General features: G+C 38.9%; 14 protein-coding genes. 7 read left to right on the forward strand and 7 right to left on the reverse strand.

Annotated elements, in window-relative coordinates:
* Positions 1–103: 103 nt before the first annotated feature.
* From K3T81_RS18725 to K3T81_RS18740, 4 genes are all read right to left on the reverse strand, one after another.
* Positions 104–2020 (reverse strand): FtsX-like permease family protein, encoded by a 1917-nt coding sequence (locus tag K3T81_RS18725; RefSeq protein ID WP_238022136.1) that lies wholly within the window; start codon positions 2018–2020, stop codon positions 104–106.
* Positions 1995–2771, reverse strand: coding sequence for an ABC transporter ATP-binding protein (locus K3T81_RS18730; RefSeq protein WP_161464578.1), 777 nt, complete (start codon positions 2769–2771; stop codon positions 1995–1997). Before K3T81_RS18730 ends, K3T81_RS18725 begins: the two co-directional genes overlap by 26 nt.
* Before the next feature lie 68 nt (positions 2772–2839).
* Positions 2840–3853: a sensor histidine kinase gene (locus tag K3T81_RS18735; protein ID WP_238022137.1), complete on the reverse strand. Its 1014-nt coding sequence runs from the start codon at positions 3851–3853 to the stop codon at positions 2840–2842.
* Positions 3835–4536: a response regulator transcription factor gene (locus tag K3T81_RS18740; RefSeq protein ID WP_161464577.1), complete on the reverse strand. Its 702-nt coding sequence runs from the start codon at positions 4534–4536 to the stop codon at positions 3835–3837. Before K3T81_RS18740 ends, K3T81_RS18735 begins: the two co-directional genes overlap by 19 nt.
* 124 nt (positions 4537–4660) lie before the next feature.
* Here K3T81_RS18740 and K3T81_RS18745 point away from each other — a divergent pair, with 124 nt between their 5' ends.
* From K3T81_RS18745 to perR, 6 genes are all read left to right on the forward strand, one after another.
* On the forward strand, positions 4661–5092 hold the full coding sequence (locus K3T81_RS18745) for a potassium channel family protein (protein ID WP_106895990.1): 432 nt from the start codon (positions 4661–4663) through the stop codon (positions 5090–5092).
* A 53-nt stretch (positions 5093–5145) separates the two neighbouring features.
* On the forward strand, positions 5146–5613 hold the full coding sequence (gene bcp, locus K3T81_RS18750; protein ID WP_238022138.1) for a thioredoxin-dependent thiol peroxidase: 468 nt from the start codon (positions 5146–5148) through the stop codon (positions 5611–5613).
* Positions 5614–5883: 270 nt separating this feature from the next.
* Entirely contained in the window at positions 5884–6552 is a 669-nt protein-coding gene (locus tag K3T81_RS18755; protein WP_238022139.1) for a sugar transferase, read from the forward strand.
* 59 nt (positions 6553–6611) lie between these two features.
* Complete coding sequence (locus K3T81_RS18760; protein WP_238022140.1) at positions 6612–7559, forward strand: D-2-hydroxyacid dehydrogenase; 948 nt, start codon at positions 6612–6614, stop codon at positions 7557–7559.
* Between the two features lie 2 nt (positions 7560–7561).
* Positions 7562–8113: a cob(I)yrinic acid a,c-diamide adenosyltransferase gene (locus tag K3T81_RS18765; RefSeq protein WP_238022141.1), complete on the forward strand. Its 552-nt coding sequence runs from the start codon at positions 7562–7564 to the stop codon at positions 8111–8113.
* Positions 8114–8338: 225 nt separating this feature from the next.
* The gene (gene perR, locus K3T81_RS18770) at positions 8339–8788 is read left to right on the forward strand and encodes a peroxide-responsive transcriptional repressor PerR (RefSeq protein ID WP_058949674.1); all 450 of its coding nucleotides are present in this window, start codon (positions 8339–8341) and stop codon (positions 8786–8788) included.
* Between the two features lie 210 nt (positions 8789–8998).
* Here the strand turns inward: perR and pabB are convergent, their stop codons facing one another.
* From pabB to K3T81_RS18785, 3 genes are all read right to left on the reverse strand, one after another.
* Positions 8999–10762, reverse strand: a complete 1764-nt coding sequence (gene pabB, locus K3T81_RS19610; RefSeq protein ID WP_238022142.1) for an aminodeoxychorismate synthase component I — start codon at positions 10760–10762, stop codon at positions 8999–9001.
* On the reverse strand, positions 10740–11339 hold the full coding sequence (locus tag K3T81_RS18780; protein WP_238022143.1) for an anthranilate synthase component II: 600 nt from the start codon (positions 11337–11339) through the stop codon (positions 10740–10742). Before K3T81_RS18780 ends, pabB begins: the two co-directional genes overlap by 23 nt.
* A 164-nt stretch (positions 11340–11503) precedes the next feature.
* Positions 11504–11881: a YgzB family protein gene (locus tag K3T81_RS18785; protein WP_036577478.1), complete on the reverse strand. Its 378-nt coding sequence runs from the start codon at positions 11879–11881 to the stop codon at positions 11504–11506.
* Positions 11882–12059: 178 nt separating this feature from the next.
* Here K3T81_RS18785 and K3T81_RS18790 point away from each other — a divergent pair, with 178 nt between their 5' ends.
* Positions 12060–12932, forward strand: coding sequence for a nucleotidyltransferase-like protein (locus K3T81_RS18790; protein WP_238022144.1), 873 nt, complete (start codon positions 12060–12062; stop codon positions 12930–12932).
* Positions 12933–13371: the final 439 nt, after the last annotated feature.

Here is a 13371-nt window from a genome sequence, read left to right on the forward strand (position 1 = left end):
GCCGGCCAACGCCGACATACCCCTTTTGTAGGGGCATGTTTCCTTTATCTCCTATGGTTCAGTCCAGTCCGTACGTCTCTATACGGGGCGCTTACGCTTTTGTTTACATAACTTTATTTAGCTTTGTTGTATAAATATTTCGGATGATAATGAAATTGATGAAATGTACTGCGAAATAGAGCGAATAAACAAAAATACTTGGTATGAGCACATTGGAAACCAATATATTTTGTAATGCTTTAAATGCAAATCCGGCGTGTACTGCCGCTACCGAAAAAGGTAGAAAGAATAATAGAGCCACTTGTCGGCTTGCTATTTTTCTCATTTCCTTACTCGTTAACCCTATCCGATATAAGGAATAGTAATGTTTTAAATCCTTATCAATACCCTGGTACATTCGAAAATATAAAATAGAACCTGCAGCTAAAAAGAATAAGACACTAATAAATATACCAAAAAAGAACAGATAAGACATACTCTGCCTCATCATGAGGTAAAAATCAGCTTGTGAATCGGTAAAGGCGATTTCTGGGTTAACCTGGTTCAATACATTTTCCGTTTTCGTAGCATAGTTAAGTGAATTAGGGATGTCCATGACGTAATTGTAGCGTATACTACTTGTTTCTGCTTCTTGCTTAAATTGTTTATATTGTTCATCTGAGACAATTAATTGCACATTTGTACCGATCGAGGAGTTTAAAGGGCTTACTTCCCAGTCTAGGGATAGGTTTGTAGTTGTTTGCCCAGTCTTAACTCCTATAACCTCCGGGATGCTTTTTGTATAACTATCGATAAGATCTTGAACAAACAAAATCCCCTTTCCATATTGTGGCTCCGCTTTTGCTTCAACGCCTTTTAGGTCCATCATTTGCTGATAGTCTGAATATCCATACACCAACACGGGTGTTTTGTCCCAGTTACTTAAGGTCGACTCGGTTTCAGTACGAATTGCAGTTGCTAGTGTGGACTCATAAGGGATAAATTGTTCCTTAAATTGTGTCTCTACGTCTGTGACCACGCTCTCGAACTCTTCCAGTTTAGCATTTTCATTACTTAATAAAGAGACAGCTTGTGGCGTAAAACGTAATGTCTCTGCCTCCACACCTCGCAACAGACCAAATAGTACACCGCTTGAGGTAAAAGCAACAGCACTTAAGATCGTTACTATAAAGAGAATTCGAGCATTTTCCTTCAATTTATAAGATAGGTCGGAAATGGTTAAAAGATTTAAGTTCCGATATAAAAGCGACTTGTTTCTCTTTAGAAGATTGGTTGTCGCAATACTAAGCTGAGTAAACAAAAAGTAAGTGCCGGGAATAATGAGTGCTAAGATGGGAAACATTCGCCACATAATCGAAATTAAGTCAGCTGTATAAGCTAGGTAATAAGCATACACTACGGCACCTAAAGCAAGGGTGCTAAGGATCCATGAAAACTTTGGTGTTCGTCTTGATTCTAAAGAACCGCGAAAAACCTCCATTACGGATTTTGTGCGCAGTGTCCATACTACGGCAAGGGTGTTAAGTTCAAACATAATAAAAAATAATAGCACGGTTAGCCCAATTGCTCGCCATGAAAGGTGAAACGGTAAAATGTCATCTATACCGAGTACGGCGGAAAAAACCATGAGAAAGAGCTTTGTTAGGAGGGCACCGACTGCTATACCAGCTAGGATAGATGTCAATCCAATAATGGTATTCTCTAAGATGAGTAGCCTGTTCAGCTGGGATTTTTTAATTCCCAAAGTAGTTAAGAGTCCATACTCTTTCTTACGGGATTTAATAAAGGTTCCGGTTGAGTAGAGTACAAATAGAAAAGAAAAGATGTATATCATAACCTCTGATGCAATGATTCCAGATTGGACAACATCATGAAATTCATAGTTCCGTATGGCCGGATGAAAAATAACCACTGCATACATGAAGAAAACAGTAACAGCGAACATGCAGCTAAGGAAATAGCTTACATATGCTCTCGTATTACGTTTTACATTATTAAAAGCGAACTGTCTGAAAGTCATCTGTATTTCCCCCGAGTATGGATTGCACGTTTAAAATATCCTGGAAGAAACGCTGTCGATTATCTCCCTTATGTATTTCATTAAACAGCTTTCCATCTTTAATGAAAATTACCCTACCGCAAAAGCTTGCTGCAAAGGGATCATGTGTCACCATAATGGTTGTCGTTTTCTTTTCTTGATGGAGGAATTGCAGTGCTTCCATTACCTGTCGTGAAGCTTTGGAATCAAGATTTCCTGTAGGCTCGTCTGCATAAATGACGGTCGGCTCGTGAATGATTGCCCGCGCAATGGCAGCTCGTTGCAGTTGCCCACCAGACACTTCAAAAATACGCTTGTCCACTAGCTCTGCTATCCCAAGTTGTTCTGTCACAAGTTGTAATCTTTCCTTCATTTCATTTACCTTCCACTTGTTTAAGGTAAGTGGCAGCATAATATTTTCCCCGATGGTTAATGTTTCTAATAGATTATAATCCTGGAAAATAAAGCCTGTTTCTTTTCTGCGAAATGCAGCTAGTTTATTTCGCGATAAATTGGTGACCGTCGTTTGGTCGATCGTCACTGTTCCAGATGTGGGACTATCTATTGTAGAGAGTAGATTAAGCAAGGTCGTCTTGCCGCTACCGGAAGGCCCCATAATTCCAATGAATTCACCTTTGCCTACAGCTAGATGGAATTGATGGAGGGCTTCATGTTGCACACCTCTTTGGCTCCCATATATTTTTGTGAGATTAGCAGCGGTTAATATAGGCATATAAATACGCCTCCTGTCGTTGTGTTAAGTTTCCTTTTAATTTGGTTAGGGCACCATTCTCCTAAAGTTTACTGACGAAAGGTAATCACGACAGTGGTTCCTTGATCTATTTCAGAGGTAACCGAGAGATCATGATCCAATGCATCGCAGATTTCCTTGGAAAGATAGAGTCCCATCCCTGTAGATTCCCTGTGGTTTCTACCATTTAAGCCAGTAAAGAAAGGATCAAATACCCGAGAAAGATCTTGTGAGGGAATACCACGCCCTGTATCACTGACTTTTAGCGTGATTTTTCCAAACGTTGTATCTGAAGTGAAATGAATTTTATCTGATTCTTCCTTTGAATACTTAATAGCATTGGAAAGAATCTGGCTTATGACAAATCGAAACCACTTTTTATCTGTTGTAATCTTGATAGATTCGTCAATGTTAAGGACTGGGAAAACTTGATTGCGAATAAAGCTCGATTTAAAGTCCTTAATGACATCTTTTACCGTTTCTTTTAAAAAGACACGCTGGACATGAAAGTCCCGATCAAATTTCTGTAGCCTTGATTGGTATAGAGCTAGGTCGAGTCCCTGTTGCAAGCGCTCAAGTTCTTCCTGCATACTGTGATGGAAATCTTCTGGTAAATTATATTTTTCCTTCTGTATGGTGAGATGCATCACGGAAACAGGTGTCTTCATTTGATGCACCCATTGCTGGATGAAATGAAACTCCATTTGTTTCTGTTGTTTTAACTGTTCCATCTCATTTGCATACTGGTTTGTCTGCATATCGTGTTGTCTTTTCACAATCGCAAGCAAGTGGTTTGGTGGGTCTGGCATTTCATTAATTGCTTCTTGTCCCTTTGCTAGCGTGGTGTAATATGTTTTTAATGTATAAAACCGAAAGCCAAGAAATACAAGCAGGCAAATAAAAGGAAGAATGAGTAAGTAAATTGCAATATCCCAGCTAAGGGTTGTACCGGTAATATACAAATATAGCTGCACAATCCCGATGATGAGCAAGCATTGGGATAAAAAGAAAAGAATGAAGAGCAAGCTGTCTTTCAGGAAGTTTCTCATGCCAATTCGCTCCATGTATTGACCAGCTTATAACCAGCACCTCGTACTGTTTGAATACTATTTGGTATACCGATGTCCTCCAGTTTTTTGCGTAAACGGGTAATGTTTACAGACAGCGTGTTATCATCGACAAATGTTTCATCATCCCATAAAGCCTCCAACAAATTGGAGCGACTAAGCACTTGATTTAACTGTTCCATAAGTGTTTTTAGTAGAATAAATTCATTCTTTGTCAGTAAAACGGTTTGTTCATTAAATTGAGCTTCCATAGCTGTAAGGTAAAGGTGAAAGCCTGCAATTTCAATGAAGTCTGCCTGCTTTGTATTGGCATACTCTCCGTAGCTTCGTCGCATAATGCTTTTTATCTTTGCTTGTACCACATCAAAATCGAATGGTTTTGTTATATAATCATCCCCGCCATTTTCAATTGCCATCACTTGGTCCATGCCGGAATCCCTTGCTGAAAGGAAAATGATAGGGCAATTGGATACATGGCGTATTTGACGGCACCAATAAAAGCCATCAAAGCGTGGTAAATTGATATCCAGCAATACTAAGTGAGGCGAGATCTTCTGGAATTCTTCCATAATCGTATCAAAGGCTTCGACAAGAAAGACCTCATATTCATACCGTTCTAGATATTCCTTTAAAAGATTTGCTATTTTTGGATCATCTTCAATAAGGTAAATTCTTTTCATAACGTCCCCGACCTTCTATTTTATTACCTCTATCGTATCTCATCCTCCTGAAAAAATAAATGACAAGCTAATGTAACTGAAAGCATAGAATAAAGTATAGTAATTAATTGTAGAAGGGGATTCTATGGAAACTATTCCATTTGTTCTATTGGCTGGTATTTGCGCTATTATGCTGCAAGGAATCATTGATTTTATACGTGGGAAAAAACTGCAAAGAGGGATGCGAGAAAGCCGTTTTTCAACAGAGTTATTTTATGGACTTATTATTATTTATCTTATGGTAATGATCGGCTTTGGGCTGATTTATTTTATGCTTTCTTTTGAGGAGATTATTTTAGTGGAGAGCGGGGTGCCACGTGAGGTGGGGCCAACTGGATCGTTTATTCATTCCATGTATTTTAGTGGGGTGACATTGCTGACAATCGGTTATGGAGATATCACACCTGTGGGCGTGGGAAGGTTCATTGCAGTAATTGAAGCATTAATTGGTTATATTTTACCAGCAGCCTTTGTGCTCCGGCTTGTTCAATATGGACAGCGAAGCAGGGGAGAATGATCCAGCTTTTAGGATGTGCTATAGTGGTACCAGTACATATAGGAGGGATTTTGATGACAGTAGAACTAGGAAAAGAAGTAACAGACTTTACGCTGCATAATCAGAATGGGGAAGAGGTTCGTTTGTCTGATTACAGAGGAAAGCATGTTGTATTGTATTTTTATCCGAAAGACATGACCCCAGGTTGCACTACGGAGGCTTGTGATTTTCGTGATGCACATAAAAGCTTTGAAGAATTGGATGCAGTGATTCTCGGTGTGAGTCCAGATCCGGTAGATTCTCATCAGAAGTTTATCAATAAGCATGAGTTACCATTTTTCCTATTAGCGGATGAGGAACACAAGGTGGCTGAGCAGTTTGCTGTGTGGAAGCTGAAAAAGAACTTCGGAAAAGAGTATTATGGGATAGAGCGCTCTACCTTTATTGTTGATAAAGATGGCAAATTGATCAAGGAATATCGCAAGGTCCGAGTTGATGGACATGTGGAAGATGCTTTGGAATATTTGAGAGAAAATCAGTAGAAAGCTGATTCTCTCACGGAGACTTTAGTGCAAAGTTCTTACGGTACGCTAGAAATACTTCGCTGAATATTAGTTAACTTCATTTGGGAATAGTCACGCTAACGCTAAGCGACTTAATAGTCGTTTGGCGTTTTTTTAAATGATTCTACAAAATTATATAGAAATCCATATCTATTTCGATGACAGCACTTATAGTTCTATACAATCCAATTTCTGAATAGATTTGAAACAAGCTTTGTTATTAAATCTATTGAAATTAGGGGTGGGAGTATGGAACTACAGCGGTATGAAAGTAGGGTCAGTAAGCCAAGTGCGGAGAAAAAGCGGGTGTACCTTCTAGTTAAACGAGTGCTGGATATAATAGTTAGCTTTCTTCTGTTAATTCTATTTACCCCTCTTATACTGATAGTAGCAAGAATCATTTACAAACAAGAAGGCGGCCCAGTTTTAGCCAAGTCATGGAGGGTAGGGGTGCATGAACGGCCATTTATTCTCTATGAGTTCCGAACTTTTTCTACTCCTTCACGGGTTATTTCCGCCTTCCCAAGACCTGCTACTGTTACAAGAGCACACTATAGACAGCAACAGATGATAAGAGAAAGACAGCAGCAAGTACTGACACCGATTGGAAAAAAACTGAGGAAGTTTAAGCTCCATAAGCTGCCACAGTTATGGAATGTATTAAAAGGAGAGATGAGTTTTGTTGGCCCAATAGCCGTAGATCGAGAAACAGTCGTAACCTACAATCAGTACGAGTACCGGCGCATGGCTATGAAGCCAGGGATTACAGGATTCACGCGGGTGTATACTCCCGGCCTTCGAAAAGATTTAAAGATTGAACAAGATCTCTATTATATGAAATATCGGACATTAAAGATGGACATGATCATATTATTCCGTGCTATCCGGCGTCTTTTTAAAAATAAAACCACTAAATAGTGTTAAATGGACAAAAAAAGTTTTACTATAAATGTAAGAACATATACGGGGGAAAATATATGATTTTATTTTCAAGTAACGTGGAAAACAAGCTACAAGAAAAGTTAATAAAAGCAAACCCAACACACCAATTTATCTTTTGTACGAATATGGATGAAGCGAGAGAGATTCTTCCAAAAGCAGAAATCCTTGTAACATACGGAGAGGACCTTACAGAAGAACTAATAAATGAAGCAACATCATTGAAATGGATTATGGTGATTTCGGCAGGAATGGAAAAAATGCCGTTAGAGGCAATCAAGCAGCGGGCGATACTCGTCACAAATGCACGTGGCATTCACCGGATTCCCATGGCGGAGTATGCTATTTCGATGATTTTACAAGTATACAGACAAACGAAAAAGCTTATTGATCATGAAAAAAGTCATCAATGGGCAAAGCATCTACAAATGGAAGAACTTCATGGAAAAACCATGGTCATACTCGGAGCTGGAGCAATAGGACAAGAAGTAGCAAAACTGGCCTCGGCGTTCCAAGTAAAAACGATCGGGGTATCAAGAAGCGGAGCATCAATTGATTTCTTTGATGAAGTACATCAAATGGATACTTTGCCATCACTCCTTCCCAAGGCAGATATTTTTATCTCTATTTTGCCAAGTACGAATGAAACTAGAGGAATACTCCATTACGGTCACTTGGAGGCATTGCCTAATCATGCTTTGTTCCTGAATATGGGGAGAGGGGATGTCATTGCATCAGCTGATATTATTCGTGGAGTAGAGCAAGGGCAAATCGCTCATGCTGTACTAGATGTATTTGAACAGGAGCCCTTACCAGCAGACAATCCATTATGGGATAACGAATTTATTACCTTAACCCCACATATATCTGCGAGCTCTAGACACTATGAAGCACGAGCTTTGGAAATTTTCCAAGAGAACCTTTTTATCTATAATAAAGAGAAAAAAAATTATGTGAATGAAATAGACGTAACCAGGGGGTATTAAGCATGCGTATTTATACACGATCAGGTGATAAGGGGCAAACTTCATTAATTTACGGAAAGCGGGTAGCAAAAAACGATTTACGGGTAGAAGCTTATGGTACATGTGATGAGACGAATTCCATGATAGGACTTGGGGTGAGCTTTCTGGACGAAGAAGCGTTTGAAGGGAAAGACATTTTCCTTCAAAGAATGCAGCGCGTCCAAACGATCCTATTTCATGTAGGGGCGGAATTGGCGACACCACAGGATAAAGAAGTGACCTGGAAGCTAAAACAGGAACACATTGAGGAATTGGAAAAGGAAATTGATGAGTGGGACGCAACACTTGAGCCATTAAAAAACTTTATTCTTCCGTCTGGCCATCGTGCAGCCAGTGCCTTGCATGCAGCTCGAACTGTGGCACGCCGAGCAGAAAGAACAGCAATTGGGGTGGAAGAAGTGAATCCACTTGTCGTATCCTATCTAAATCGCCTATCGGATTATCTTTTTGTAGCTGCACGCTATGTAAATAAGCAGTTAGGTCGGACAGAATCTCACTTAAGAGCAGATGTATAATGCTCACTCTTTTCGTTTTGGGTAAATTGTAAATTTATTGTTTTCGTATTATGTTTCCTGCTCCATGGGCACTCTATGCTTTTCTTATTTGTACAAGGACTCATAATTATTTGCATGTCTTCATATACTTTTATTGACAGAATTAGTTATGAGAGCGTACACTATTTATAAAGATTATAAACTAATAATGTACTTATAATTGTATAAAATATAAAAGAGAGGTGGATGACGGTGTCTGAGAAACAATTAAAAAAGGCAATTGATACATTAAAGGAGTCAGGCGTCCGGATCACACCACAACGACATGCGGTTTTGGAATATCTTCTAAATGCAATGGTTCACCCTACAGCTGATGATATATATAAAGCACTCGAAGGAAAATTTCCTAATATGAGTGTGGCAACTGTTTATAACAATCTTCGGGTGTTGCGTGAAATTGGTCTTGTCAGGGAGCTAACCTACGGGGATTCCTCAAGCCGATTTGACTGTAATACTACGGAACATTATCACATCATCTGCGATTCTTGCGGCAAAATAGTGGATTTCCATTATCCTTCGCTGGATGAAGTGGAAGCATTAGCTGAACAGGTAACCGGCTTTGATGTTAGTCATCACCGCTTGGAAGTTTATGGTAAGTGCGAGGACTGTCAGGAAGTTGCTACACAAAAACATTGATTAATAAAAGCTGCAATTCTTATTTCAGAAGTAGATTAACCAAATTATTTGAACGACTATAGAACACTTTCGAATGGTACAGACAAATGAAGTACTAATCGGAAGTGTTTTTGTATAGGCAAATAGATGAGTCAGAAGGCATTAGGTTTATAGTTAAAAAGAATAAGCTACTTTCTTTCCTCCATAATGTACTGGAGGAAGGAAAGTAGCTTATTTGTAGGTGTAGTTCTTCTTTATCCCGGTGATTTCTATAGGAACCCATCCCCGGACACTATTTATCATCCAGAAACCGGTGCATTGTTTCATTTCTTGTTTATAGATGACCCGTTCATGTATGATGCCTCTGTCAAGTAGATCTTCTCTATATGTACCAGGTAGAAGCCCACATCTTACAGGTGGTGTGTAGAAGTTACCGTCAATTTCTACGACAATGTTTCCAGTGGTACATTCGGTGATTTCGTTTGCGTGATTCCATAAGAGAAGGTCGTTTGCTTTTTCTCCAGCGTATTGGAACAATGCTTGATAAACAGAACGGTTCGTTGTTTTGTGATATAGAAATAGATTGTCCTTATCTACAGGGACGGCGGCCAATTCAATTCTGACAGGGAGAGTTGACTCTTTTAATGGCTGGGATTCTAACTGGATACTTCCGTCCTGACTAACTAGTAAGCGAATTTTCCATTTTGTTTCTTCGGTAAGTTGTTGTTGTAAATTCGTTAGTTCTTTTCTAATTTCAACTAAGTCTACTTGAAAGTTAAAATAGTCAGCTGATTTTTTTAGCCGCTTCAAATGGTTTTCGAGTACAAGAAATTCTCCATCGGTATATCCAATGCTCTCCAATAATTGAAAGTGATTGTGTTCTGAACGTAAAATTTTCGATTTTGTGAGAACCTCGTCATACTCCTCCTCAGATTCAGAGTCCCATGTAATCCCGCCACCAACCCCGTACGTAGCGTTGCCTTTTTCATTATCTAGGATCACAGTACGTATTGGTACATTAAAAATAGCTTCCATGTCTGGTGTAATGTACCCAATAGCACCACAGTAAACATTTCGTGGCTGTTCCTCGAGCTCTGTAATGATTTGCATCGTACTTCCTTTTGGTGCTCCTGTAATGGATCCACAAGGGAACAATGCTTTAAACACATCTGGTAACTCGATCGTTTCTTCCAGTTCTGCAGTTACAGTGGAGGTCATTTGGTGGACGGTTGGATACGATTCGATGGAAAAAAGCTTTGGTACCTTAACGGTGCCTGGCTTTGCTATTCTTCCAAGGTCGTTTCGTAGTAAGTCCACAATCATCACGTTCTCTGCCCTATTTTTGGCCGAATGATAAAGCCAGTCCTTTTGTTGGATATCCAGCGGTAATGTATTTCCTCTCGACGCAGTACCTTTCATCGGCTTCGTGAAGATAGTCCTGTCTTTTAGATGAAAAAACAATTCGGGTGAAGCAGATATCATCGTATGTTTGCCATCGTTAATATAGGCACTATAGTTAGAGGTCTGTGCCTCAGCTAGTTGTTTATAGTATGCGATACTGTCCCCAGTAAATTGACTGCGCATACGAATGGTATAGTTCACTTGATAGGTAATTCCTTGTCGGATTGCTTCCTTAATGCGACTGATGTTTTGAACGTACACCTCTTTTCCTGTAAGAGGGGTCCATTCTGCTGTTTCATATGTTCCTGTGGCCGTAAAGCTTTTTTTGCTAGGATGATCAAATATCCCAAACCAAACGAGTGGTTGATTAACACTCGGATTTACTTTATATGTAGGATCAAAAGCGGGAGCGGCTTCATAGGAAACATACCCCGCAGCATAGGAACCATTATTGACAGCTTGTTGCACCCTTTTTAAGCAAGGAAGAACCTCTTCAATAGAAGAAGTGCTGATTATGTCGGTTGGATTGGTGAAATGCTTGGGCGATTTTACTCCTTCACCATTAAGAAAATCAAAGTATAACTGGGGCCTCACAACGCTTCACTCCCTTATTCTTTATAAAGTTATCTAACATCTCGAGTCCTTGTTCGGTGAGAATGGCTTCTGGATGTGCCTGGATTCCTTCCAATGGATACTGCTTATGACGAAGACCCATGATTTCTCCTTTGTTTGTTTGTGCCGTTATTTCCAGACAGTCAGCTAAGGACTCTTTTTCTACGATTAAAGAATGGTAACGAGTTACCTGCAAGGGAGAAGGGAGTAGATTGAAAATACCCTTACCGTCATGTGTAATGGTAGAAACTTTTCCATGCATTGGTTGCTCGGCGGGAATAACATTACTCCCAAATGCTCTAGCAAGAGCTTGATGGCCAAGACAGATGCCTAGGATTGGGATATTTTTATAGAAATGTTTGATTACGTTTAAACAGATCCCTGCTTCGTCTGGATGGCCTGGGCCAGGAGAAAGAACAATACATTCAGGTGATAACTGGTGAATTTCTTCTATTTCAATGGCATCATTTCGTTTTACCAGAACAGAATAGTTTAGTTGTTTCATATATTGTACGAGATTATATGTAAAGGAATCATAGTTGTCAATAAGAAGTAGCATTTGTTTTTACACCTCTTTATCCTGTTGAAATTTAGTTGAGTTTATTATACCAGAAATGCTCTGTGCGGCTGGAGTAATTATAAGGGAGGAGAGGAACGTAGAGGATAGCTTGTCTCATAAAATAGCCAAGCAAACAAAAAGCCGCCATTATGGCGGCATCTCAACTACTTATTCTTCTTCGATTCTTTTTGATAACGGCGTGTATTATATTTTTCATCAAATTCTTTTCCTTCAAGGTTCTTGTCCAGTGTTAAAGGTTGCTTACAATGCATGCAAGCATCTACTCGTCCAAGCATTTTCGTTGGCTTTTCGCAATTTGGGCACACAATGGGCACAGCTTTGAGCGATAAGGTGCCAATCCATACATATACCGCACAACTTAAAACAACCATTAAAACACCGAGAAGGAAAAAGATAAGCATTAACCATTCAATGTTTTTGGTTAATATTCCACCATACATTAAAAGAATACCGGCAAATACTAGAATGAGCGCAAAGGATCTTATCTTATTTATTTTACTAGAGTAAACTAATTGAGCCACGCTTGTTCCTCCTTCATACTTTCATAGGTAGTATAGCATATTTCACGAATTTTTTATTTCATAAAAAGGAATTTATCTATATGTAACGAATTGTACTATAATGTAATTTTAAATAATAATAACTTCTTATCCTTATATAGAAAAGTATTAAAGACATTGTTTAATTGGAGGAAAAGGTATGGAGCGATTTTTAAGACCTATTTATCAGGAACACGCGAGTGATGCAAATACATTGGGAATTATTCTGATGGAAAGAACGAAGTCTAATAGTCCAGTGACCGAAGACTTTGATGGGATTTTACTTATTATTGTGCAAAACGCGGAACAGCAGTGGCAAGCAAAGCATTATGAATTCGAGGACGAAAGATCTGCAGCGGTGCATATTGTAACAGAGCCGGTATTAATGGAATGGATTGATACAAGTGGATATCGTAGGGCGGTTGAATGGGTGATTTATGGTAGAGTAATTTTTGACCGTAATGAGTATGTCTATAATTTAAAGAACCAATTGCGGGATTTCCCGAGTGAAAAGCGCGATCTGAGAAAAGCTATAGAGTTTGGGAAACTGGTAAAGAGCTATAGTGAAGCGAAAGACCTGTATGAGACAGAAGAATATAAGGATGCCAACAGTAAGATCCTTTATTCGCTTCATTATTTAGCGAGACTAGCTGTGATTGAAAAAGGATATTACCCAGAGGTAACGGTTTGGAGCCAGGTGAAGCAAATTGATCTGGAAGTATATAAGTTATATGAAGAGTTTATTGAAAGTCGTGAAGAAATAAAGAAAAGAATCCAGTTAATGTTACTTGCCATGGACTTCATTATTAGTAACAGGGCAAAGACTTCTGTTAAGCATTTATTAGAGATTATGGGGACAAAGGAAGAGCCTTGGTCTTATGTCCAGCTAAAAACGTTGCCGGAGACTTCTTCTTATTCTCTTGATCTAACAGCTGTTATTTCTTTTATGGTGGAAAAAGGATTACTTGTTACAGTAAAGGAACAGACCAAAGGGATTGGCGTTTATCACAGAAAGTATGTCGTTAAGAAGTGAGGAACTCTCTAAAGCTTTCCTGCATAGTATTGTAATGGCCTACGATATATCGCACCCCTAGAAATGCTGTTAATACGGTGCAGGTAGCTTTATTTAATTTTAATAAAGAAATTCAAAATTTACATTGACTTTATATTTCATCCATGGTAAATTTAAATCCGTCGCAAAAATCATGTTGATTTAACGACAACTATCACACAAATAATTGTTGACAACATAATCGGTTGTGTGATATATTAATCAAGTCGCCAAATTCGACGGCAATCAACAGCTTTTATCAGTTAAAAACAAAATGAAAAAAGTTATTGACAAAGCATTGTGAAGATGGTAAGATATAAAAGTCGCTGAAAAAAACGACGAAAAACAAATTGCTCTTTGAAAACTGAACAGAACAACTAGTATGTCAAGGAAAAACAGACTTTCTGTTTTTCGAAGAAAT

This window comes from Oceanobacillus jordanicus, from assembly GCF_022095695.1.
Taxonomy (GTDB): domain Bacteria; phylum Bacillota; class Bacilli; order Bacillales; family Amphibacillaceae; genus Oceanobacillus_B; species Oceanobacillus_B jordanicus.

Coding starts and splice junctions, on each gene's coding strand:
- bcp (WP_238022138.1), top strand. CDS start 5,146: ATGACAGTAGAACTAGGAAAAGAAGTAACAGACTTTACGCTGCATAAT.
- K3T81_RS18735 (WP_238022137.1), bottom strand. CDS start 3,853: ATGGAGCGAATTGGCATGAGAAACTTCCTGAAAGACAGCTTGCTCTTC.
- K3T81_RS18780 (WP_238022143.1), bottom strand. CDS start 11,339: ATGCTACTTCTTATTGACAACTATGATTCCTTTACATATAATCTCGTA.
- K3T81_RS18790 (WP_238022144.1), top strand. CDS start 12,060: ATGGAGCGATTTTTAAGACCTATTTATCAGGAACACGCGAGTGATGCA.
- K3T81_RS18740 (WP_161464577.1), bottom strand. CDS start 4,536: ATGAAAAGAATTTACCTTATTGAAGATGATCCAAAAATAGCAAATCTT.
- K3T81_RS18730 (WP_161464578.1), bottom strand. CDS start 2,771: ATGCCTATATTAACCGCTGCTAATCTCACAAAAATATATGGGAGCCAA.
- perR (WP_058949674.1), top strand. CDS start 8,339: ATGACGGTGTCTGAGAAACAATTAAAAAAGGCAATTGATACATTAAAG.
- K3T81_RS18725 (WP_238022136.1), bottom strand. CDS start 2,020: ATGACTTTCAGACAGTTCGCTTTTAATAATGTAAAACGTAATACGAGA.
- K3T81_RS18760 (WP_238022140.1), top strand. CDS start 6,612: ATGATTTTATTTTCAAGTAACGTGGAAAACAAGCTACAAGAAAAGTTA.
- K3T81_RS18755 (WP_238022139.1), top strand. CDS start 5,884: ATGGAACTACAGCGGTATGAAAGTAGGGTCAGTAAGCCAAGTGCGGAG.
- K3T81_RS18765 (WP_238022141.1), top strand. CDS start 7,562: ATGCGTATTTATACACGATCAGGTGATAAGGGGCAAACTTCATTAATT.
- K3T81_RS18745 (WP_106895990.1), top strand. CDS start 4,661: ATGGAAACTATTCCATTTGTTCTATTGGCTGGTATTTGCGCTATTATG.